Origin of the sequence: Sphaerisporangium sp. NPDC049002 (assembly GCF_040649355.1) — a bacterium.
Taxonomy (GTDB): Bacteria; Actinomycetota; Actinomycetes; order Streptosporangiales; family Streptosporangiaceae; genus Sphaerisporangium.
In genome coordinates, this window is the sequence record NZ_JBEZFH010000085.1 from 1 (window position 1) to 21,140 (window position 21,140).

The 21,140-nt window shown below is 66.4% G+C and carries 21 protein-coding genes and 1 pseudogene; 6 read left to right on the forward strand and 16 right to left on the reverse strand.

Going from position 1 to position 21,140, the window contains the following annotated elements; translation table 11 throughout:
* Positions 1-910 precede the first annotated feature (910 nt).
* Positions 911-1,348 carry a hypothetical protein gene (locus AB0B89_RS18385; protein WP_358553795.1) on the reverse strand — a complete coding sequence of 146 codons (438 nt, stop codon included), beginning with the start codon at positions 1,346-1,348 and terminating at the stop codon, positions 911-913.
* A 429-nt stretch (positions 1,349-1,777) separates the two neighbouring features.
* On the opposite strand from AB0B89_RS18385, the gene AB0B89_RS18390 reads away from it, so the two are divergent.
* On the forward strand, positions 1,778-2,518 hold the full coding sequence (locus AB0B89_RS18390; RefSeq protein ID WP_358553797.1) for a hypothetical protein: 741 nt from the start codon (positions 1,778-1,780) through the stop codon (positions 2,516-2,518).
* A 111-nt stretch (positions 2,519-2,629) separates the two neighbouring features.
* Here the strand turns inward: AB0B89_RS18390 and AB0B89_RS18395 are convergent, their stop codons facing one another.
* Complete coding sequence (locus tag AB0B89_RS18395) at positions 2,630-2,779, reverse strand: hypothetical protein (RefSeq protein WP_358553799.1); 150 nt, start codon at positions 2,777-2,779, stop codon at positions 2,630-2,632.
* 150 nt (positions 2,780-2,929) lie between these two features.
* On the opposite strand from AB0B89_RS18395, the gene cobF reads away from it, so the two are divergent.
* Positions 2,930-3,700, forward strand: a complete 771-nt coding sequence (gene cobF / locus AB0B89_RS18400; protein WP_358553801.1) for a precorrin-6A synthase (deacetylating) — start codon at positions 2,930-2,932, stop codon at positions 3,698-3,700.
* Between the two features lie 191 nt (positions 3,701-3,891).
* Positions 3,892-4,578: a TetR family transcriptional regulator gene (locus AB0B89_RS18405; protein ID WP_358553803.1), complete on the forward strand. Its 687-nt coding sequence runs from the start codon at positions 3,892-3,894 to the stop codon at positions 4,576-4,578.
* Between the two features lie 55 nt (positions 4,579-4,633).
* On the opposite strand, the pseudogene AB0B89_RS18410 reads toward AB0B89_RS18405, so the two are convergent.
* Positions 4,634-4,780: pseudogene (locus tag AB0B89_RS18410) on the reverse strand (IS256 family transposase); the annotation flags it as partial.
* On the opposite strand from AB0B89_RS18410, the gene AB0B89_RS18415 reads away from it, so the two are divergent.
* From AB0B89_RS18415 to AB0B89_RS18425, 3 genes are all read left to right on the forward strand, one after another.
* The gene (locus tag AB0B89_RS18415) at positions 4,780-5,430 is read left to right on the forward strand and encodes a hypothetical protein (RefSeq protein WP_358553805.1); all 651 of its coding nucleotides are present in this window, start codon (positions 4,780-4,782) and stop codon (positions 5,428-5,430) included. The pseudogene AB0B89_RS18410 and the gene AB0B89_RS18415 overlap by 1 nt on opposite strands.
* Before the next feature lie 440 nt (positions 5,431-5,870).
* On the forward strand, positions 5,871-7,274 hold the full coding sequence (locus AB0B89_RS18420; protein WP_358553807.1) for a hypothetical protein: 1,404 nt from the start codon (positions 5,871-5,873) through the stop codon (positions 7,272-7,274).
* Between the two features lie 44 nt (positions 7,275-7,318).
* Positions 7,319-7,609: a helix-turn-helix domain-containing protein gene (locus AB0B89_RS18425; RefSeq protein WP_358553809.1), complete on the forward strand. Its 291-nt coding sequence runs from the start codon at positions 7,319-7,321 to the stop codon at positions 7,607-7,609.
* A gap of 112 nt (positions 7,610-7,721) precedes the next feature.
* On the opposite strand, the gene AB0B89_RS18430 is transcribed toward AB0B89_RS18425, so the two are convergent.
* From AB0B89_RS18430 to AB0B89_RS18490, 13 genes are all read right to left on the reverse strand, one after another.
* The gene (locus tag AB0B89_RS18430) at positions 7,722-8,039 is read right to left on the reverse strand and encodes a hypothetical protein (protein ID WP_358553811.1); all 318 of its coding nucleotides are present in this window, start codon (positions 8,037-8,039) and stop codon (positions 7,722-7,724) included.
* 644 nt (positions 8,040-8,683) lie between these two features.
* On the reverse strand, positions 8,684-9,688 hold the full coding sequence (locus AB0B89_RS18435; RefSeq protein ID WP_358553813.1) for a diiron oxygenase: 1,005 nt from the start codon (positions 9,686-9,688) through the stop codon (positions 8,684-8,686).
* Positions 9,688-10,464: a phosphodiesterase gene (locus AB0B89_RS18440; RefSeq protein ID WP_358553815.1), complete on the reverse strand. Its 777-nt coding sequence runs from the start codon at positions 10,462-10,464 to the stop codon at positions 9,688-9,690. Before AB0B89_RS18440 ends, AB0B89_RS18435 begins: the two co-directional genes overlap by 1 nt.
* Complete coding sequence (locus tag AB0B89_RS18445) at positions 10,448-11,698, reverse strand: ATP-grasp domain-containing protein (protein WP_358553817.1); 1,251 nt, start codon at positions 11,696-11,698, stop codon at positions 10,448-10,450. Before AB0B89_RS18445 ends, AB0B89_RS18440 begins: the two co-directional genes overlap by 17 nt.
* Positions 11,695-13,308 carry a CTP synthase gene (locus AB0B89_RS18450; protein ID WP_358553819.1) on the reverse strand — a complete coding sequence of 538 codons (1,614 nt, stop codon included), beginning with the start codon at positions 13,306-13,308 and terminating at the stop codon, positions 11,695-11,697. The genes AB0B89_RS18445 and AB0B89_RS18450 overlap by 4 nt, the downstream gene beginning before the upstream one ends.
* Positions 13,309-13,323: 15 nt before the next feature.
* Positions 13,324-14,637, reverse strand: coding sequence for a cation:proton antiporter (locus AB0B89_RS18455; protein ID WP_358553821.1), 1,314 nt, complete (start codon positions 14,635-14,637; stop codon positions 13,324-13,326).
* Positions 14,637-15,161 (reverse strand): hypothetical protein, encoded by a 525-nt coding sequence (locus AB0B89_RS18460; RefSeq protein WP_358553823.1) that lies wholly within the window; start codon positions 15,159-15,161, stop codon positions 14,637-14,639. The genes AB0B89_RS18455 and AB0B89_RS18460 overlap by 1 nt, the downstream gene beginning before the upstream one ends.
* On the reverse strand, positions 15,158-16,750 hold the full coding sequence (locus AB0B89_RS18465) for a hypothetical protein (RefSeq protein ID WP_358553825.1): 1,593 nt from the start codon (positions 16,748-16,750) through the stop codon (positions 15,158-15,160). Before AB0B89_RS18465 ends, AB0B89_RS18460 begins: the two co-directional genes overlap by 4 nt.
* Positions 16,737-17,168, reverse strand: coding sequence for an SRPBCC family protein (locus AB0B89_RS18470; RefSeq protein ID WP_358553827.1), 432 nt, complete (start codon positions 17,166-17,168; stop codon positions 16,737-16,739). Before AB0B89_RS18470 ends, AB0B89_RS18465 begins: the two co-directional genes overlap by 14 nt.
* Entirely contained in the window at positions 17,168-17,704 is a 537-nt protein-coding gene (locus AB0B89_RS18475) for a DUF6031 family protein (protein WP_358553829.1), read from the reverse strand. The genes AB0B89_RS18470 and AB0B89_RS18475 overlap by 1 nt, the downstream gene beginning before the upstream one ends.
* The gene (locus AB0B89_RS18480) at positions 17,701-18,768 is read right to left on the reverse strand and encodes a DUF6001 family protein (protein ID WP_358553831.1); all 1,068 of its coding nucleotides are present in this window, start codon (positions 18,766-18,768) and stop codon (positions 17,701-17,703) included. Before AB0B89_RS18480 ends, AB0B89_RS18475 begins: the two co-directional genes overlap by 4 nt.
* Positions 18,765-20,384 carry an alkaline phosphatase family protein gene (locus AB0B89_RS18485; RefSeq protein WP_358553833.1) on the reverse strand — a complete coding sequence of 540 codons (1,620 nt, stop codon included), beginning with the start codon at positions 20,382-20,384 and terminating at the stop codon, positions 18,765-18,767. Before AB0B89_RS18485 ends, AB0B89_RS18480 begins: the two co-directional genes overlap by 4 nt.
* Positions 20,381-21,139 carry an HAD hydrolase-like protein gene (locus AB0B89_RS18490; protein ID WP_358553836.1) on the reverse strand — a complete coding sequence of 253 codons (759 nt, stop codon included), beginning with the start codon at positions 21,137-21,139 and terminating at the stop codon, positions 20,381-20,383. The genes AB0B89_RS18485 and AB0B89_RS18490 overlap by 4 nt, the downstream gene beginning before the upstream one ends.
* Position 21,140 lies beyond the last annotated feature (1 nt).

Sequence of the window (21,140 nt, forward strand, 5' to 3'; positions counted from 1 at the left end):
GGTGACAGGATCCACCGACCGCAACGCCAGCGTCCGGATGCTGGGGTCCTTGTCCTTGACATGGTCGCGGATGCGGTCGCTCAGAGGGGTGGGGGGCGGATCGGCTGTCACGCGCCATGCTGGCATTTGGTTGTCAGCTCCTCGACTTTTTTCATCGTGACTGCCCTCATGATGCCCGCTAGATCCTGACGACAGGGAGCAATCCTCTGTAAACCAGTAGTCGTCCTGTCAACAAGATGGAAGCCAGAAGCCCGCCCACGTCTGGGGAGGCGGTATTTGAGAAGGTAACCGGTAATCGGCGTCCATTGGGGCATGGGTCGCCGCATAGTGATTTTAGCAGCATTTGCCCGATTTTCGGACGGGGGGCTTTCTCGCGGCGGTCCGCGAGGACCGAACGCATTCGGTCAGGGCCGTCGGATCTCGGGGTCATCGGACCTCGGGGTCATCGGCTCGCGAACCAGGTCCGTGGTCGGCTGGCGGGGGCGCGATCTGGTCGGTCGGACGCCGGCCGGTGCGATGGGCACGGCCCAGTCGCCGGCGATGAGTTCTCGGCACGGGGGTCTTCGGGTGCCCGGCTGCCGGGGGGTCGGGGGGCGGCACACCAAGAAGGCGATCCGGTCAGGCGGGGGAAAGCGGGGGGAGCGTCACTCGTGAGAGTTCGCGTCTACGGGGGTATGAGAGGCGCAGGCATTCGGTGCGACAGTGAGGCGCGGGCGTGCTGGGTCTCGCCTGTCAGCAAAATTCGCTGACAAACGAGACCCAATAAACCGGCTCGGGACCTCCGAGCTTGACTGTGAGCGCGCCGGCCTCGGCGCGATCACTTTCGCGTGTAACCGGTCACAGGTCGCCTACCCGACGGGCTCTGCCCTGAGGTGTTCGTCGGGGCCGCCACCTCGTGACCAGTGCCGGATCAGCCGCAGACGCCGCAGGCGCTGGCGAGGCCGAGGCCGTTGGCGACGAGCGCGCCGCCGGGCAGGTAACCACTGGCCACATAACCACCGGCGAGGTACCCGCTGGCCAGGTAACCAGCAGGCAGGTAGCCGGCAGGCAGGTAACCGGCGGGCACGTAGGGACCGCCCACGTAGCCTCCCCAGTAGCCGCCTCCCCAGTAGCCGCCGCCCCACGGACGGATGCCGAAACCGCCGCCCCAGGGACGGCCCCAACCGCCGCCGCCTCCCCAGTGGCCGCCCCTCGGGCCGCCGCCGGAGTGGCCCCAGTCGCCACCCTGGTGGGCCTGCGTGACTGTGACTGGATGGTGCGGAGCCGACGCGTCCGCCGAAGCGGCGACCGGCGCCACGACGGCGAGAGCGGCACAGGCAGAACTGACCAGAAGTAGTCGGCGAATCATCCTTGTATCCTCCTGTCCGAGTGCAGTCACTGATTGTGACTGCTGTCAACGCTATCCAGCCGTCGATCATGGTTCTGGGCGCGAGCGGGTCAAGGAATGGCAAGCAGTGATCGCCGCAGGACACACCAGGCCGATTCCGAGCAGACCGCTGCTGAGGATGTCGCCGCTCCGGCTGGACCCCGCCCGATCTCGCATCGAATTCCTCGTAGCGCCCAGATCCCGGGACAGCACCTCGGGGGCAGATCCCTCCCGGCCTCCCTGGCTCTGTTATCACCCGCGTTTTGGGCTGGTGCCACATTGGTTAACGACGCCCCGCGCTCCTCCCGGTAAGGAACTGACCAGCATTGGGTGATCGACCCGCCGAAGGCGAACTGTCGAGGGCTACCTTCAGTGCTCGTTCACATCCCAAAACGTATTCGGGGAGTTTTCATGCGCACTTCAAGCAGCATCCGGGGCGTCCTCGCGCTGGCCGCCGTCACCGTGGGCGGCGTCTGGCTGGGGATGGGCGGCGCGGCCGCGGCGGTGCCCGGCGGTGACGACCCGCTGGCCTCACAGGAGTCGTCGAGCACGGCGCCGGCGGTCAGTGGCCCGCTGACCCCGTCGAGCACCGCGCCGGTGGCCGGCGACCCGCTGACCTCGAAGGACCCGTCGATCACCGCGCCCGCGGTCACCGACCCGCCGGCCGATCTTCAGGTGCCGAGCGTGACCACGCAGGACCCCAGCAAGGACCTGATCACCGACATCCAGCACATCGGGACGAACCTGCCGGACGCCCCTGCTCCCGCCGCCGACCCGGCGCCCGGCGTCGACTCCACGCCGGGCCTCCCCGGCCTGCCCGTCGACGACCCCGGGACCCCCGCCGTCCCCGGTGCGGAGACGGCCTCCGTGACGCCTTCCGCGGTGTCCCCGCAGGACGCACCGAGCCTCGGGGACGTCGCGGTCGTGGCGCCCGCGGACGCCGCTCACCAGCCCGAGGCCGCGGCGAAGGACGACAAGGCCTCCCTCCCCGGGAACGCCGCGGAGCCGCAGGAGAACGTCACGGAGCCGCAGGAGAACGCCGCGGAGTCGCAGGAGAACGCCGCTGAGCCGCAGAAGGATGACGAGGCGGTGAGCGCCGACCTCCAGAAGATCCCGTCCGTCGACGCGACGCCCACCATCCCCGCCGTCTGAGGCTCACGCACCCAGAAAATCGAATGATCACTCGAAGCCGTACGGGCCGTGACCGGTGGGGGTCACGGCCCGTACGGCCGTCGTCGATCAAGGTATGGCCGCTCGGGATGCTCAGCGGAGCACGCGGCGGGCCACGGTGGTGATGTGCAGCTCGTCGGGGCCGTCGAGCAGGCGGGCCATCCGGGCGGTGCGGAACAGGGCGGGCAGGGCGGGCAGGCAGTGTCGGGACTGAGCCCCGCCGTTGACGGACACAACCGACATACCGTCAGCCGAGGGCTCGGCGAGAAGACCGATCAAGGTCTTTGCCCCCCGCCCTTCGTTCACGAGTCCTCTGGCGGCTTGTCCGGTCGGTCGGCACCGAGGGGACGCCCAACGCGCCCTTCCCGGACCGCAGGAGGCAGAATCTTGCGGGTGAAGCGCATCCTCATCATCGGCATCGGCGCCGGCGACCCCGGCCACCTCACCTTCCAAGGGGCCAAGGCCATCGCGCGCGCCGATGTGTTCTTCATCCTGGACAAGAGCGAGGCCAAGCATGATCTGATCCGACTGCGGCAGGACCTCATCGAGGAGCACGCACGCCGGCCGTACCGGATCGTCGAAGCCCGTGACCCCGAGCGCGATCGGACCACGCCCGCCTACACCGCCGCCGTCGAAGACTGGCGCACCCGCCGGGCTCAGATCTACCAGCGGCTCATCCAGGACGAACTGGGCGACGGGCAGACCGGAGCGTTCCTCGTCTGGGGAGATCCCGGCCTGTACGACAGCACGCTGGCCATCATCGAGGAGATCCTCGACCGTGGTGGCGTCTCCTTCGAGTACGAGGTCGTTCCCGGCATCAGCAGCGTGTCCGCGCTGACCGCGCGCCACCGCACCAGCCTGACCCGGGTCGCCCGGCCGGTCCACATCACCACCGGCCGCCGCCTGGCCCAGGAGGGAGCCGTGGCGGCCGACGACATCGTCGTCATGCTTGACGCCCACTGTGCCTTCGCCGATCTGGACGACGACTTCCACATCTACTGGGGCGCCTACCTGGGCACCCCCGACGAGATCCTCGTGGCCGGGCCGGTACGCGAGGTCGCGGACCGCATCCGCGAGCTGCGCGCCGAAGCCCGCGCCCGCAAAGGATGGATCATGGACACCTATCTGCTGCGGCGGATCACACCTGCGGAGCAACGGCCTTAAGGCGGGTGTCCAGCCGCCAGTCGCGACCTGCTCGAAACCCGCGTCGCCGCGGCGCAGGACGCATGGCCACGGCGGCACGCGATGACGGCCGCTCTGGCGTGGTCGATCGCGATCCTCGTCATCTTCTGTAGTGGGTCGACATTAGTACGGTACCAATAGTAGTACCGTACTAATAATGGTACGGTACTACTATGGTGATCGAGGAAACCACACCGAACCGGCACGAACGGCGGCGCCGCGAGACCCGCGAGCGAATCGCCAACACGGCCCTCACCCTGTTCAGCGAGCAGGGCTACGACGCCGTGACCATCGCCGACATCGCCGCGGCCGCGGATGTCGCCAAGCAGACCGTTGTGAACCACTTCCCGGCCAAGGAGGACCTCCTCCTCGCCTGGCACCGCCCGGTGGAGGCCGACCTGATCGACCTGATCGCCCAACTCCCACTGAGCACTCCGCTGCCGGAGTTCCTCAAGGAGGAGTTGCCGCGCATGCTCGCCGGACTGGCCGAGGTGCCGGAGGCGCCGGAGCACGAGGACCCGCGTACCGCGGCCGACGAGCGGCTCGCCGGCGTCGCCGCCGTCATCCAGAACAGTCCGGCGCTGCTGGACGCGTTGCGGTTGCGCGGCAGCCGTTACCAGGACGACCTGGCGGCGATCCTGTCCGACCGGGTGCCCGCGCACCTGGGAGCCGTCGCGGCGCGCGCGCTCGCCGCGTTCATCATGACCACCGTCAGCGCCATGATCAACGAGGCGACCCGGCTACGGAGCGAAGGCCAGCCGCCGGACCAGATCACCGCGACCCTGAGCGAGACGGTCTCTCGGGCCCTGGACATCCTCGACACCGGCCTCGAAGGCGCCGCGAGCGGTGCCAGGAAGTAGCTCCGCGTATCCAAACGGACGCCCCCATCGGGACGTGGTGTCGCCTCCGGGATGTGCGGAACTGCTTGGTGGCCTCGGTCACGCACCAACGCAGCCCATCGTGCCGTCCTTCCAGTTCCTGACATTGGTGGCGTGATAACGGCAGATGGAGATCATCGACTCGATGGGGCTGGTCTGAGCGCAGCGAGCGGGCCAGCGTCGGTGATCGACCAGAGGGCCTTCCACATCAGGTCACAGGCAGAACGAGCGGTGTTCGGCTACATCGAGGGTTCTACTACCCACGCCGCCGCCACTCCTCGAACGGGCAACTCACCCCCGCCGAACACGAACGCAGACACAAGCAGGAGGTCTTCCATCACACTGCTGGAACTAGCCGTGGAAGACAAGATGTTAGAGACCAACCCGCTTGACGGGGTCAAGTGGACGCCCCCGGACACGGTCGAAGAGGTCGACCCCCGTACCTACACGGACTCCGGGGAAGCGCACGACGATCGGGGCCTGAAGCATCGTCCGGAGAAGGACACGCGCCCGGTTCCGATCCCTCCGGCTCTGGTGACGATCCTGCGGGAGCGCATCGAGAAGTACGGTTTGGCCGACGACGGCAGGCTCTCCGCCACAAGCAAGGGCGGTCTCTACACTGCCTTGGCAATCTCCCGCTTCTGGAAAGAGGTGCGGGCCTTGGCGGCTACGGCGTACAGACTTCGGCATGCCGCGGTCTTCGCTGTGGCTGGCGGCCGGCGTCCCCGCTACCGAGGTCGCGAAGCGCGCGGGGGCACAGCGTCGAGGTGCTCCAGCGCGCCTACGCCAAGTGCATCGATGGGCAGACACACCAAGCGAATAGAAAGATCATGAGCGCTCTCAGTGAGTGATCACAGCGGACCCTGCAGGGCTGGGGAGTCATCCCCGGGCCTCGGCGAGTTTAGGTTTCGTCCCCGTCTAACCGTGGATGCCGTGCGGGGGCAGCGGGGGGTAATGAATCGCCAAATCAGCAAAAGGCACGGTCTCCGCATCGGAGGATCAGCGGGTCTTCACGCCACGCGTTGTTGTACGGATGCCACCGACGGCGATGCCGTCGGCATTGGTGGGGAAGGTGCCATTCGCGAGTAACCCGGCCCGGGCAAGGTACGATATAAGAAACCACACCTAGCATAATGATGTCGCTATCGGCGCGATAGTCGTGGGTGGGCTGGTTTCTCGGGGGATACGTAGTCGAGAGATTTTCTCGGGGGGTACGTATGTGCTCGTCCCAAGGTCCGCACAGTAGAACGGTCGTTATTGCGTTGCTAACGATCGTGGCAACCCTGACGGCTGCCTGCGCGCCGCGGTCGCTGGCCGCCCAGCAGAGTGCGGTGGTTGGCGTGACACAGGCGCCGGCGTTGCCTGGCGCGCAGCCGATCTCGGCGAATGACCGGGTGTATACCGCCGACCAAGATTCCAACACGGTTAGTGTGATCAATCCGAAGACCGACACGGTGCTGGGCACGATCGCACTGGGCAAACCGCGCATGGACGTCGACGCGGATATTCTTGGCGCGATGTACGACGGGGAAATCGACGTCCACGGCCTCGGTTTCTCGCGCGATGGCAGATACCTCGACGTCGTCGACGTCACCACCAACGCCGTCCACGTCATCGATACCGCCACCAACGCCGTCGCGCACACCATCTACCTTGACCGCGCCCCACACGAAGGATTCTTCTCCGCTGATGGAAACGAACTGTGGGTCGCCGAGCGAGGCGTGGACACCGTCGCGGTCATCGACTGGCGCCATGACCGGGTCATCGCCCGCATCCACTCCGAAGACGGCCCATCGAAGGTGGTCTTCAGCCCCGATGGCAGGCGGGCCTACGTGAACCATCTGCGGGCCGAAGCCTTCGATGTCATCGATGTGCCCAGCCGCAAGATCATCCAGCACGTCACGGTACCGAACGTTGCTGGTGGTTCCTCCGACGAGGCGATCTCCCCCGACGGCAAAGAGATCTGGTTGGGCATGCCGGACAACGGCTATACCACCGCCGTGGTCAACGCGCAGACGTACAAGGTTGAGGCCGTCTTGAACACCGGCCCGCGGACCAACCACCCTAACTTCGTCACGGTCGATGGCGTGAACTATGCCTACATGACCGTGGGCGACCTCGGTCAGACCCTCGTCTATCGGCGCTCGACCACCGGCGGCCCACCGACTCTGGTCAATCGCATCCAAAACCACGGTCTCGGTCCGCACGGTATCTGGCCCAGCCCGGACAACACCCGCATGTACGTGGCGCTGCAGTACTCCGACGCAGTCGACGTGATCGACACCAGATCCATGAAAGTGATCGATACCCTGCGCATTGGTCAGTCCCCGATGGCGTTGGTCTACGTCGCCCGCACCAGCCCAGGCAGCACCGCACACCTCGGTCAGCAGGGCTTGGGCATGCGCATCGAAAACCACCCCATCGAAGTGCAAGGAGTCCCCGGGGCGGCGGGGAACGCCCAAATCCGGGCACTTCGCGGAGTCGATGAAGTGGACATCGACGTCCGGGGCCTACCGGCGAACCGTGCCTTCACCGTGTACGCCACCCGCGGCAACAACGCCACCGCGCTGCTGACCGCACACAGCAACGAAATGGGTGTGATCCCCGAAGCACTGGCCTTCGTCTCCTTCTTCGCTAATCACTACGACAAGATCGTCCTGCGTCCCTCTACGGGATGACGGTTCCGGGTGTGCGTTTCCCCTCGTAGCGTGGCCATATCGCCTTGAGGGAGGCAGTCGATGGCAGAGATGCGCAGGAAGTTCGACCAGGACTTCAGAGGCAGGGTGCGGTCCGGCTGGTCCGGGAGACCGGCAAGCCGATCGCGCAGGTAGCCCGGGATCTGGGGATCTGTTCGAGCACGTTGAAGAACTGGGTGGTCGGGGATCGCTGGCAGCGCGGGGGCGGCGATGGCAGGCTGCGCGCGACAGCTCCCGTCGCTGCGTGCTGGTCCGCCGATCGGTGTCCGACCCGTCCGACCTGGCGTTTCTACCGCTGCTTCGTCAACGGGCGGTGACGCTGGCGGAACTCCCTTTGACCTGCCGAAACGCACCTTTGGCTGTCGTCCCGGCTCTTGATCATTGCCCGCATATTGGGCGTCTCGCCTACGGCTGTGGCCGTCCCATTAGTCACGATCGCAACGCGCCACTCGCTCGTAGCCCGGCCAGGCCGTCCAGGACTTCGGGTCGACAGCGCACGAGATGCGGCATGCGCGTCCGGTATCGGCGCCACAGCTCCTCGACAGGCTCAGGCAGCCTGAAGTGCTCCCGGACCTTAGCGAAGAACACCGCACGGTGTGGAACGCCGTCCTGGTCGAGAGCGATCAACCGATCAACCGCCTCCCGCCCAAGGCCGTGCTCGTCAACGAACTCCGTGGTCCATACGCGGAAAGCCTCATCGAGGTTCACGAGTGTGTTGTCCAGATCGAAGAGCGCAAGTCGTTGCACGTCGAGTCAGCCTATTGAGTCGTCGTCATGAACGTGAGTGCCTGCTTGCAAACAGGAGCCAGTCACAACGCAGAGAGGCCTTCCTCCTGGTCAAGTGGCAGCTGGAGGCTGTCGACGCGTGCTGTTGCACGTCGGCGTTGCTGTACCAGGCTGCTGTACAGCAAGGACGAGCCCTCCCGCTCAGGTCACAGCGGTGGCATGGACCGGCCCCCGCTGGAGACGGTCTTCGGCTCGGCTGTCGGCGGCGGTGGCCGGACGGGGCTGCTCGACGGGGGGTGTCAACCTCGAACAGGTCGTTGGGGCTGCACTCCAGCGCGGTGCACAAGGCGGCCAGGGGCGCGGCGCGGACCGGTCGCCCGTCCCCGCCGTGCCCGGACCGGACCGGACCGGGAAGGCGCTGCCAGGGTCTTGGCCGCACGGCGGGCGCACCCGCCTGTGCGGTGATCTGTTCAAGACCGGCCGCCGCAGCCTCCCCGTTCCCCGCGATCACCGCCGCATACGTGGTGATGACCGTGGCCGGCAGGTCGGCCAACGCCCGCCGGGGTCTCCTCCTGCATCCGTTCGCCGAAGCTCCGCGTCGATCTTCGCCCGCCGGTCAGCCTCCTGAATCGCGGAGATACCTGGCTCGCGAGAGCCCTGCGGGTTTACCGATGGGTCTGGACGACTGACCAATCGAAGTCGATCTCCTCGAGGACGCCCATCTCCGAGAACAGCGAGTGAATCCCACTGAAGTCGCTGAACAGGCGGCTGCGGCCGGGGCTCTTGCAGTCTTCCAGCATGCTGCGCCCCTCCGCCACGCCCACCAGGTCCATGATGCGCTCCCACGTGCCGTAGTCAGCGGTCGTGTAAGCGGTCAGGGCATCGAAGGCCGAGCGGGTGAAGAATCGCTGCTGCGCTGGGTCGAGGCTCGGATAGACCTTCTTGGCCAACTCGGCCGCGATAGCCGAGTGGCAGTATTCATCACGGGCGTGTAGCCGAGCGGTGGCGCTGTGCACGGGCTGGATGCCGGGGTCGTCAGCGATCGTGTCGAGGTACGGGCCGATGCCGATCTCGGCGATGGTCGCGAAGGCAAGGGTCGTCAGGCTGCGCTGCCAGCGCTCGGCAGACCCTTCCCATAACTCCTGGTGGCGCCGCGAGTGCAGCGGCAGCGGCAGCGCGTTATCCGGGTATGGTTTTCCGCGCAGCTTTCGCGTAACGGCACTCGCGTTCATGTGCATGAGCGTGTGGTACTGCTCGTCGACCATCGCCTGGGTGAGGCACGTCTCCAACTCGTCACCGGACAGGGCAGGGAACTCCCCGCTGATGACCAACCCGAAGGCCGGGTTGGCGATCGCCTCTTCGGTCACGATCGTCTTCCGGTTGAAGGCGATGATCGCCCAGGTGAGCACGTCGCTGCGCTTAGCCGGGTCGAGAGCAAGCCAGGTCGGATGGTCGCGGAACGGAAGGATGCTCTCCGGATAGTCAGGGCGGTCCAGCTCGTACAGGTCCTCCAAGCGGAGTTCGTCACGCTTGACACTCGCGCGGCGGTGCCAGTTTCCGGCGAGCCGCCGGATCACTGCGCTCTCGGTGGCATCTACGCCGCCGTCGTTGATCGCCGACAGATCTTCGAAGAGCGCTTCGTCGTACTCGTCGCGCTTGATGACGCCCATCAGAATTGCTCCATCTTGTAGTCAGGGCATGGTTGGAAATAGGTGAACAGGCGGTCGTCCCAGAATTCGTGCAAGACCACCAACGGTTCAGTGACCCCATGATCAGGATCGGCTCGGTCCAGCGGGAGTTTCCAGGCATAGGCCGTGCTGGGCGCCATGATCAACGGGATCCCGGCGAACTCGGTACGCACGGCCGTATGGACATGGCCACACAAGATCCCGACCACTTGGGGGTGGTCGGCCAGCACGTCGGCGAGTGCCTGAGAATCGGTGAGTCGGGAGCCGTCCAGGCTGGAGACGCCGAGCGCGAGCGGAGGCTGGTGGAAGGCGACCACGGTCGGCCCCCTGGACCCGCGCAACGCCTCTGCGAGCCATTCGAGCGTTGCCGCTCCGAGCTCGCCTCTCGACCTGCCCGGCACGACAGCGTCGCAGAGAAGCACGGTGAGCTCGCCGACCCTGACTACCTGGTTGACCGGACCGCCCCCTGGTTGGTTCAGCAGCATCCGGCGGATCAGGACTCGGTCATCGTGGTTGCCAGGGCAGACGAAGACCGGCACCCCCGACAGCGGATCAAGTACCTCCGCGAGCGCCTCGTATTCGCGGTCGAGCCCGTCCTGGGTCAGGTCACCAGTGATGACCACCCCCGCCAGGTGCTCCGCCCGCCGCCGCAGATACTCAACTACCCGGGACGCCCGGGCACCATGGCGCCCGTCCGCGTCTATATGCAGGTCGCTGATGTGGGCGATACGAGTGACCCGCTCAGTTGACGACCTCATAGAAGCCTTCCCCGTCGAGGTAACGGGCCGTGTGATAGTCCCGCTGGACGACCCCCGGCAGCTCGTGGACCAGATGGACCAGCATGGGGTAGGTCATGTCGTTGATCGAGCGATGCAGCCTGTCGCCTACCCGGGTCCGGATCAGGGCCTCGTCGAAGCTCTCCAGGGCTTCCAGCTCGGCCATCCGCGGGTATGCGGCCAGCGCACCCGACCTAGGTGAGATCATGTTGATGCAGGTGGCGTGGCGCGAGATCTCGTAATCGCGAATCGCCCTCTCTCTAAAGCGGTCCTGGTCGACGTATGCGTCAACGGTCCACTCCAGTTGCGACTCACCGATCGCCTTGCCCGTGAGCACGGGCAGGTCAGAGCCGCAAATCCGGATGCCGGTCTCGATCAGCCGCGGACCGTCCGGGGTGAGCTTCAACTCTGTGTGTGCGCCGCCGTTGCGCACCCCCAGCGCGTTCAGGACCTCGGCGGCGTATGCGGCCAGCGAGTCCTGCTCCGGCCCCCTTCGGGGCATCAGCACAGACCCGCCGAGCAGATCCTTGACTCCGTTGATGTCGAGGTGCTGGGTCTCCCAGATATCGCAGATGTAGTGGATCCCGTCCATGCTGACCGAGTTGACGTAGTACTCGGTGCCGCGCAGGTACTCCTGGGCCACGACCCCGTCGTTCACCTGGGTGAAGGCGCTGTATGAACCGGCGAGTGACCGGAAGGCCGCGATCACCTCGTCGGCGGAGTCGCAGAAGGAGACCCCATCGTTGAGCGCGCTGCGCAGCGGCTTGATCACTACTCTGCCGCCGACCTTCTCGTACCAGTCGAGCAACGTCTGCTCGTCGGTCGCCCGCACCTGCTCGGCGGCCGCGACGCCCGCCGCCTTCACCGTCTCGACCATCTGGTACTTATCGCGGCGGGCGGAGCTGAGAGCGGCTCCGTTGGTGCGAAGACCCAGCCGGTCACTGAGCTGGTCCGCGAGCTCGACGCCGCTCTCGGCCCCGGCGATGACAACGTACGGGCCATGTGCGGCGACCCGTTGGAGTGTCTCCTCCAGGTCTCCGCGGTGCACGATGTGCTCGTAGAAGTCGTTTGGCTGGTAGCGGGAGGCGAAGATCGCGGGCGGTTCTGGTGTGCTTTGAACATGCAGAGTCCGGAAATCCCGCTCGTGGAAGAGGGGCGCTAGGAAACGGGCGGTCGAGTACGCGTCGACAATCGCGACGACAGGCTGTGGGGTCACAGGTTTCTCCTGTTCAGCGCCGCTCCGATGAGTCCGGAGAACAGCGGATGTGGCCGGGTGGGGCGGGAACGAAACTCCGGGTGTGCCTGGGTGGCGACGAGGAATGGGTGAATCGCGCGGGAGTACTCGACGAACTCGACCAAGTTCCCGTCGGGGGAGGTGCCGGAAAACACCAGGCCGGCGCGCTGGGCCAGTTCCTCGCGATATTGATTGGTCACCTCGTACCTGTGCCGATGGCGTTCGCGTACGACGGTGGTCCCATACAGTTCGTGGACCAACGTGCCCTCTGCCAGCACCGCCAGGTAACCCCCGAGCCGCATGGAACCGCCCAGGTCGGCTTCGCCAGAGACTGCGGCGACCTGGTCGGCCATCGTAGAGATCACTGGGTGCGGGGTGTCAGGACGGAACTCGGTGGAGTCCGCGTCAGGCATTCCTGCCAGCGATCTGGCCGCCTCGATCACGACGCATTGCAGGCCGAGGCAGAGACCCAGCATCGGAACCTGCTGCTCGCGGGCATATGTCACGGCCGCGATCTTCCCGGCGACGCCCCGGTCACCGAATCCGCCGGGTATGACGATCGCATCCGCATCGTGCAGCACGGTCTTGGGGCTGGGCAGGCAGGCCTCCGCGTCCACCCAGTGGAGGTGCACCCGGGCCTGGTGCGCGAAGCCACCGGCCCGCAGCGCCTCAGCGACCGAAAGATAGGCGTCCGGCAGCTCGACGTACTTGCCGACCACGGCGACGGTGACCTCGTGGAGCGGGTGGTGAACCCGCCCGACCAGATCATCCCATCGGGTCCAGTCGATCTCGCCCGCGACCAGGCCCAGCTTGCCAATGACAACACTGTCCAGTCCCTCGGCGTGCAGCGCACAGGGGATGTCGTAGATGGAGGCGGCGTCGATGGCAGCGACCACCGCATCTGTTTCCACGTCGCAGGCTGCAGCGATCTTCTGCTTGACCTTGTCGGGGATGGCGCGATCGGCCCTCAGTACCAACGCGTCCGGCCGGATGCCCAGGCTGCGCAGGGCCGCTACCGAGTGCTGGGTCGGCTTGGTCTTCAGTTCCTGGGAGGTGCCCAGGTGGGGGACAAGCGAGACATGGAGGTGGAAGACGTTCCCCGGACCTTCCTCGTGCCGCAACTGCCGGATTGCCTCCAGAAAAGGGAGCGACTCGATGTCACCGACGGTACCGCCGACCTCGGTGATGACGACATCGACGTCGTGCGCCGCCCGCCGGATGTTCGCCTTGATCTCCTCGGTGATATGCGGGATGACCTGGACGGTCTCCCCCAGATAGCCACCACGTCTCTCTCGTGCGAGTACCTCCGAATAGATCTTTCCCGTCGTGATGGAGGCGACTGCGCTGAGGTCGACATCGAGGAATCGTTCATAGTGGCCGATGTCCAGGTCGGCCTCGGCACCGTCCTCGGTGACGAAGACCTCGCCGTGCTGTAGCGGGTTCATGGTGCCTGGGTCGACGTTGAGGTAAGGGTCGAGCTTCTGCATGGTGACCCGCACCGTTCTGGCGGCCAACAGCGTCCCAAGGCTCGCGCCGGTCAGCCCCTTGCCCAGGGAGGAGACGACCCCGCCCGTAACGAAGATGTACTTCACGCTCTACCTCGCAGGTCACGATGCGGATGACACCAGGGCAGGGTCGGACTCCGCGGCCTTGGGCATGAGCTGCCCCCGAGCCAGTGCACGCTCAAGCCAGGAGCCGGCGAGAAGTGAGGTGGCGATCGCGGTGAGTACCAAGGTGGTGAACAACTGCTGGCTGACGATCCCCGCGTCAAAGGCGAGTGTCGCCATGACGATCCCTGGGCCGCCGCGCGCGTTCATCGCGACCGCCAAGTTGATCGCGTTCTGTGCGGGGCTCCCGGCCAGCCGCGCCCCGACAAAGACTCCGGCGATCTTCAGTGCGCAGGCGAGCAGGATGAACCCGATGGTGAACCACAAGGCGAACCCGTGCACCAGATCGAGCTTGAGGCCGACTATCGCGAAGTAAATGGGAATGAAGAACCCGGAGGCGAAGGAGCGGATCGCCGTCATGGATTCCGATCCTGTGCGAGGCAGGTCCGTCAGCAGTCCGACCGCGAATGCACCGAAGATCGGCGCCAGCCCGAGCAGGACACATGAAGCGGCCACGCCCAGCGTGAGCACGACCCGGATCGCCACCTGGTCAGCGGCGCGGTCGGACACGAGCCGGCGAGTTGGCCGAGGTACCTTGCTGACCCCGTACGCCAGCAGCAGGAATCCGATCGAGGCAAGCGTGTGGTAAGCGATCGACTCGGTGGTGGAGGAAATCGGCAAGACCGTGGACAGACCGAATGCGTCCTGCTTCGCATGACTCACCATGCCGAGCGCGACGGCGAGTAGGACATTCAGCACGATGTCCTCCAGCACGGCGACCGACAGAACAACTCGTGCGAATACCGTTTGCATGATGCCCAGATCGAGCATGATCCGCGCGATCACGGGAATGCTGGTGACCGCGAGCGAGCTGATCAGCACCAGCCCCAGCGCAGTGCTGTCGTTTGCCGGGCCGACGAGTCCGGAGCCGTCCAGGGACCACGTGAACAGCACGCCCCCGGCCAGAGGTACCACCATCCCGGTTACCGCGATCATGCCGACCGTTCGGCCGTCGCGGCGAGAGAACACTGTCCTCATCTCCGCGCCGGCAAGGAACATCAGCAGCAGCATTCCAATCTGACTGACCAGGCCGAGCCCGCTGCCGACCGCTCCGGTCCGGGGAAACAGCCATGCCTGTGCTTCAGGAGCGAAGATGCCGAAGAGCGTCGGCCCAAGCAGGAGGCCGCCGAGGATCTCCCCGATCACTGGGGGCTGGCGGAACCGTTTGAACACGCGCGCGAACAGGTTGGCTGAGCCCAGCAGGATCGCCAACGCAGCCAGGATGCGGAACAGGTCACCGTCGGTGATGCTCACTACGGTCTCCGGAAATCGAGGCTGAACCGGGACGCCACAGCCGAGGAAGACCCGGTGTACTTGCCGTCGTAGTTGATCGCGGAACCCTGCATCGCCCAGAAGGCGAGCTTTCCGATGATCATTCCGGGGTAGACCCGGACGGGATGGGCAACCTTGATCTCAAGCGTCCAGGGGAAGACCGCGCCGCTGTGTCCCAGCGGCGCCGAGTACTGGATCCAGATGCCAAGAGTCGAGGTCGACCGGCAGGCGTAGAGCGTGGCCGCGTGGTGGGGGCTGCCCATCGCCTCCATCGTGCTACCGAGATAGAGCCGGCCGGGTTCGAGAACCATCCCGTCCGAGCCCATGGCGGTGTGCACGGCCTCCGGTAGTTCGTAGCAGTCGATGACCTCCTTCTCGTAGGTCAGGATGTCCTCCGCCAGCCGGAAGCCGTAGCTGTTGGGCTCAAGCCTTTCGGCGTCGAAGTCATCGATGTGGATACGGCCGGCCTCGACCTCGGCCAGGATCTGCGCGCCGGTGAGGATCACAGCCAGCCCTCCAGGAGGTCGCGCACGGCGGCACGATGCCCGTCCAGATCACCGCTGTTGTCCAGCTCCAGGTCCGCCTCGATCTCGTCCAGCCGGCTGGTCGAGCGATCGGCGCGTGTCGGGTCCCCCCGTTCGACTAATCGCTTCTGCCGCAGGTCCTCATCGCAGCGAACCCGCAACACCCGGAAGCCCAAGGAACGTAGGGCGACGGCGTCCACCTCTGGGTCGCGCAAGTCGTCATTGACGATCACGTCCGCGTCGACGTTGCTCAGCCTGACCGTGAAGTCATCGATGAAAGCACGCGGGTTGATCCGGCGTAGGTTGTCGGCTAGGTCCTCCATCAGGATCTGGTCTTGCGCTCCGGGGCCCACTGCCCGGCCCGCAGCCAGATACACCGAGTCCTGCAGGTCGTACAAGGGCTTCGCCAGTTTGACCCTGGCGTGGCTGAGACCTGCGGCGGTCGCTGCTTCCTCCAGCAAGGACGCGGTCGTCGACTTCCCGCTGCCCGCCAGGCCGATCACGGCGACCCGAAGGCCTCCGCCGCGCAGTACCCGGTCAGGGTCCACATCGAGGGTGCCACGCAGTCGGACCATCGCCACCGACGGAAGAACCTCCCGGAGGTCGGCGAGCGATCGGTAGAACGCGCGATAGTCCGGTACCAGGTGGGACTGCCAGGTGAAGAACGTGGTGTCCACCTGACGGTCAACGATCTTGTTAAGGTGGGCCCAGCGCTCGGCCTCTGACCGCAGCTGCCAGGTAGTGAGCGGCTCGCCGGGGCGGACCTCGGGCAACAGGATCGCTGCGAGCCGCCGCGGCTGTGCCGAGAACTCAACCCCCAGCCAGCCCTCGAAGAGGTCCGGATCGATGAGCAGTTTGTCGGTCGCGGCCCGCTCACCGATTCCGGGGTCGACCTGTTCGCGGACCAGCCGTTCCAGCCGGGCGTCGGCTCGGATAGTGCCGACACCGACGTACGGGTAGTCGCGCCACGGGTAGACCTCGATCGTCTCGCCAACGCGGCGGCAGAACACCTTGTCACCGGTGAAGTACGACCAACCGGGACGGCGCAGCGCCGACAGCATGGTCGTCGTTTTACCCGCGCCCTTCGCCCCGGCGATGATCACGGCTTCACTGCCTCGGACCAGCCCGGAGGCATGCAGAACCACGGTGCCGAGGTCCTCTTCGTTCCGGATGATCAGATCACGCAGGAAGTCGATGACCTGGATGGCGGAGCCCGCAGTGATCCGCAGCCGGAACAGCCCGTCCGACCGGGCGTCCTTCGGGACGTCCACCAAAGTGGTGCGGTTGACGTAGCTGCGGCGGTCGCCCTCCTTTACCACATGGGCGTCGAAGTTGAACTCCGCCGCGTTGCTGCGGCGGATCACCGACTGCTCGGTGTCCCAGATCTGCCGGTCAACGTCAGCTTCGGGATCGTACGCGTCCACCTTGATCGTGAACGTGGCCGACCGGTCCGAGACCGGCACCAGCAGATGCCGGAAGAAGCGGCGGATCGGCTGGAAGGCGGGTTCAGCGTCGGGTGCTATCTCGAACCGGATCACGGTGTTCAGGAAGTCGAGGTCAATCATGGTCATTGGGTTCCTTGGCAGAGGCGAGGGCGGACAGCAGGAGGTCTGCGTGAGCGCGTAGCGACTGCGCCCAGATGGGGTCCAGCAGCGGGGCCAGCCCGTCGATCCCGAGATGAAAAGCGATGCTCAGTCCGACCCAGGTGCCGGCGCAGTCCGGGGCGAACGTCCAAGTCACGGCCAAGGAGTCGAAGTCGCCTTGGGTCTGTTCGAAGACCAGCCGTTGGCCTGAGGTAGTGGCCTCCCGCTGAGTCCAGCCCACCCGGCTTCCGTTGAGCAGAACGCTCCAACGGGCTGTCCCGTCCGATTGCGGCTCGACCTCGAGCACATGAGGCGCGATCGTCGGCAGGCCGGTACCCTCCCGTACGATCTGGCGGAGTTCGGCCGCTGACGAGGGGACGAAGGCCGTAGCGGAAATCTGCGGCATCACGCCTCCTTCATGAACGGGGTGAGGAAGCCGATGTCAAGACCGGCCGCACGGGAGAGCGCAGCCCAAGAGCGCAGGGTCACCAGCATGTCGCGCTGACCCTGCGCGATCAGACGGTCAGGCAGCTTGCCAGGGAACGCTTCAAGCAGCCGCTCCCAGAACACGAAGATCTCGTCATGGGAGCCGGGGCCGCCGAACTCCTCCGCCAGGGCGAAGATCTCGATGAGGTCGGTCCCAGCGGCCTGCGCGACCTCCTGCAGCCCGTACTCCAATCCGAGCGCGAGGCAGTGCGCGTCGGCCACCGGGACTCGTCCTGCGAGCCGGTTGTCTACGTCGACGAGTTGCTCCAGCAGTCGCAGCTTGACGGCACTCTGCATCTGCGGCTGATCAGTCCCGCCCTCAATGTCCTCGATATAGGAGCGGCCCTCGGCCAGCATCAGCCAGGCGGCCTGGATCCAGGCCTCTACCGCCGCCGTGACGGGCCGTGCATGCCCAGCCCTGACCTGGGGGAAAACCGGGATGTCCGCTGCTTTCATGCGCTCGTTCCTCCGGTGTAGTCGATCCGCTGGGCCAAGGCGCCACCCCGCAGGGCGCGCAGCAGCACTCCGGCTTCGCCTCCGGGGACGTCCCTCAACTCGGTGAGGGCGTACGGTCCAGCCGGAGCCTGGCCAGAAGCAGGCATTGCACCGTCCGACGTCAGCAGCAGCTCCGCGCCGGGCAGGAAGGCATACCGGTCCGCGCGATCGGCCGGGTCGAAGGCGACACTGACCGAATGGGTCCGCGCGGTGAGGGCTGCCGCTTCCCCCACCAAGGCGAGGTAGTCGGCGGCGATCCGGGCATCCGGCCGGGTCAGGGCGGAGGCCACTGTCACACGCAGCCGCTCCACCTCCGCACCGAGCGCGGCGAACGAGGCATCCGCCCAGCCCTGCTCTGCGACGAGCCGAGTCCACCTGAGCAGGTACCACTTCCGGGTGGTGTAGACGTCATTGTGGTGGGAGAGGATCGCGTCCATCAGGAACAGGAGCGTGTTGATCGCATAGCCGACCCGGCCGCGCAGCTCGCCGGCGGCTTCGGCCAGGGCGAGATGAACCGCCTGCTCGATCGAGTTCTGCAGTGCCGCCCGGCTCCACACGGCCGCCAGTGCCGGCAGCGCGGCGACATAAGGCATCTGCCCATCGAGAGTCACGCCATTGATGATGCGCTCGGTCTGTTTGCGCCGAGGTTCCCGATGCTTGTCCCAGCTCCGGAAGGCCTTGACGATCTCTTCTGGGGGACGAATGGCCAGGTCTGTGAGCTCCTTGAGGTTGGCAGCCAGCTCCGCGGCGGAGAATGAGACGACCTCCAGATGTTCACCCCACTCGAAGATCTTGGTGGAGATCCGGGCGCCTTCCATGGGTTCGTCCTGGATTCGAATGAAGTCCAGGTCGCTGGTCGCGTTGGCGAGACCGTGCACCGGCGAGCTGGTGATCAGGAGCTGTCCGGGGCCGACCCGCTCAGTCATGAGCGCGCCGAGCGCCGCCGGATCCAGCCGCCTGCTCCGCAGGAAGGTTGTGACGTTGGCGTGCCTCTGCTCGGCTAGCCGCGTCGTGGAGAGATTCATGAATCGACTTTCTGGAGGGAGCTGAGAAATCGCCGTCGCACCAACTGAGCCGCGAACGTGTTATCGACTTCGCCCAGGTGACAGCGGGCTTCGATGCCGGGGCCCGCAACCGCGAAGGTGGCCAGTAGCCGGTCATCGCCGTTGTTGACCACGTGGGCACCCGGCTTGACCGCCGGCCGCACCACAGGACCGGCCCCGGCCGGCGCGGCGGTCGGCTGGTAGTCGTGGTGCAACTCGACGAAGATGACGGAAGGAACGGCTCCGTCTGACAGCGGCACGCCATGCTGGTCCAGGAACCGGGCGACGACTGGCCGACCGGTGTCGGGGTCGATCACCTCTTGGAGCACGGCCATCGCCTTGGCCATGGCAGGTCCAGCCTCTTGCGGTGGGACGACCCCGTAAGGGCGGTCCCTGGTGTTGACGCAGAGCGAGCCATTGTTGGCAGGGTGGTAGACCACGCTGGACCGGGCAGGGTCCAGGGCACCCGCCGCGTCCCACACGGCCAGTCCCGCCTCGACCAGGGGCTCGTTGAGGTGGACCAGTTTCGCGCATCCCACGATGCCGTGGTCGGCGCTGAGGATCACGGTGTCGTTCTGGTCGGCACGGTCCAGCACCCGCCCGAGGAACTGATCAGCCCAGCCGTAGGCCTGGCGCACGAGCTCCCACAGGGCAGGGGCGCTTTCGGGGCGGAACACCCCGCTGCGCTCGTCGCACCAGCCGATGAACTCGTGCCCGACATCGTCGGTGATCGGAAGATAAAGAACGACGAGATCGGCTTCATGGCCGGCCAGCGTCCGCTCTGCCGCCCCGATGAACGCCCGCGCCGCGCACTGGACCGCAGAGATGAAGACCTCCTCCGCCGAGCCATCGCCCCCATCGACCAGACGGGGACCGAACGTCCCAGTCCGGTAGGAGGGACCGACGCTCTCCCCAGCGAAGACCGGAGCGGTGCGCATCGCCTCGACCAGAGCCAGGTCCGCTCCCGCGAAACGGGCGTGGTAGAGGCCGGTATGGGCGAACAACCGATCGCCGCCAGGCTGCTCCAGACAACGAATCCAGGTGCCGAGACCGTCAGAGAACCGGCGCTCGACCCACCCCTCGGCCGGGCGCACCAGTCGGCCGTCGAACTGCAGCCCGCCCGGCACGGCTTCAAGCATGTGCCCCTGCCATTGCACCTTTGCTCCGGTGGGGACCCGCAGATGGCCAGGGCGCAAGATTCGCCTGCTGAAAGCCTCGACAGCGGCGTCGACCCAAGGCGCCACGGCACCATCAGCGTCGAACACCCATGGGACGTGCACGAAGGCCGTCCGCAGACCGAGCTCCGCCCAGACCGGCGGCATCAGCGGGAATTGGGGCCCAAAACCCGAGCTCATCCCGGTGACCGGCCCGTCCCGGTCCGGAACGGGAAAGCCGGTCACGCCGTGCCGCTCCGTCCCTGTCCCCGTGAAGAGAGTCGCGAGGGAGGGCGGGGTCTGACAGTTGGGGCGCGGTGGCCTCGCGGCGGCGAAGCTCCCCGTTGCCCGCAGCCTCCGTACCGCCGGCAGCGACCCCTCGGCCTCCAGCCGGTCGACGATCCAGGCCGCTGCGGCATCCCAGACCACCCAGTAGACCGTCATCGCGGCCCGGCCATCAGATCGGGCAGGTCCACGATCGAGTCGATGGTGTACGAAGCACCGCCGGTCAGCCCTTCGGCTTGTTGATCGGCGAACTTACCAGTCCGTACCTGGACGGTGACAGCCCCGGCCGCGCGGCCTCCGGCGATGTCGGTGGTGGCATCATCCCCGACGACGACGCAACCGGTGACCGGGGTCCCGGCCGAATCAGCGGCCAGGGTGAAGAACTCGGCCGACGGCTTGCCGACGACGACGGCCTGACAGCCCGCGGCGTACTCCAGCGCGGCGACGACCGCCCCGGTATCAAGGTGATCGCCGTCTGCGCGCTTGAAATAGCGGCCGCGCTGCAGCGCCACCAACTGCGCTCCCGCGCGGAGCGCGCGGAACGCTCCATCGAGAAGGCTGTAGTCCAGGGTGTCGCGGCAGTCCCCCACCAGCACATGCGTGCAGGGAGCGCAGGCTACGGCTTTGAACTCAGTGCGCAGAGCCTCAGCAACGACTAGATAAGCGTTCCCTCCAACCGCCTCGAGCAGCCGTTGAGCGGCGACCACCGGTGTGAACAGCTCCTCCTGACGGATCCTCAGCCCGAAGCCCTCCAGGTCTGCGGCGACTCGGACCAGAGGTTTGGAGTCGGTGTTGGTCAGGAACCGCAGCACGTGGCCTTGCTCACGCAGCGCGGCGACCGCTGCCGTCGCGCCCGGGATGGGCTCACCCTCGGCGTAAAGCGTTCCTTCCAGGTCGAGCAGGATCGTGCCCACC

Bases quoted from the DNA above. Each gene is read 5' to 3' on its own strand.
- AB0B89_RS18395 (WP_358553799.1), bottom strand. From the start codon at position 2,779: ATGTCGGTTGTGTCCGTCAACGGCGGGGCTCAGTCCCGACACTGCCTG.
- AB0B89_RS18485 (WP_358553833.1), bottom strand. From the start codon at position 20,384: ATGACGGTCTACTGGGTGGTCTGGGATGCCGCAGCGGCCTGGATCGTC.
- AB0B89_RS18435 (WP_358553813.1), bottom strand. From the start codon at position 9,688: ATGGGCGTCATCAAGCGCGACGAGTACGACGAAGCGCTCTTCGAAGAT.
- AB0B89_RS18385 (WP_358553795.1), bottom strand. From the start codon at position 1,348: ATGATTCGCCGACTACTTCTGGTCAGTTCTGCCTGTGCCGCTCTCGCC.
- AB0B89_RS18480 (WP_358553831.1), bottom strand. From the start codon at position 18,768: ATGAATCTCTCCACGACGCGGCTAGCCGAGCAGAGGCACGCCAACGTC.
- AB0B89_RS18465 (WP_358553825.1), bottom strand. From the start codon at position 16,750: ATGACCATGATTGACCTCGACTTCCTGAACACCGTGATCCGGTTCGAG.
- AB0B89_RS18405 (WP_358553803.1), top strand. From the start codon at position 3,892: ATGGTGATCGAGGAAACCACACCGAACCGGCACGAACGGCGGCGCCGC.
- AB0B89_RS18440 (WP_358553815.1), bottom strand. From the start codon at position 10,464: ATGAGGTCGTCAACTGAGCGGGTCACTCGTATCGCCCACATCAGCGAC.
- AB0B89_RS18475 (WP_358553829.1), bottom strand. From the start codon at position 17,704: ATGAAAGCAGCGGACATCCCGGTTTTCCCCCAGGTCAGGGCTGGGCAT.
- AB0B89_RS18390 (WP_358553797.1), top strand. From the start codon at position 1,778: ATGCGCACTTCAAGCAGCATCCGGGGCGTCCTCGCGCTGGCCGCCGTC.
- AB0B89_RS18470 (WP_358553827.1), bottom strand. From the start codon at position 17,168: ATGCCGCAGATTTCCGCTACGGCCTTCGTCCCCTCGTCAGCGGCCGAA.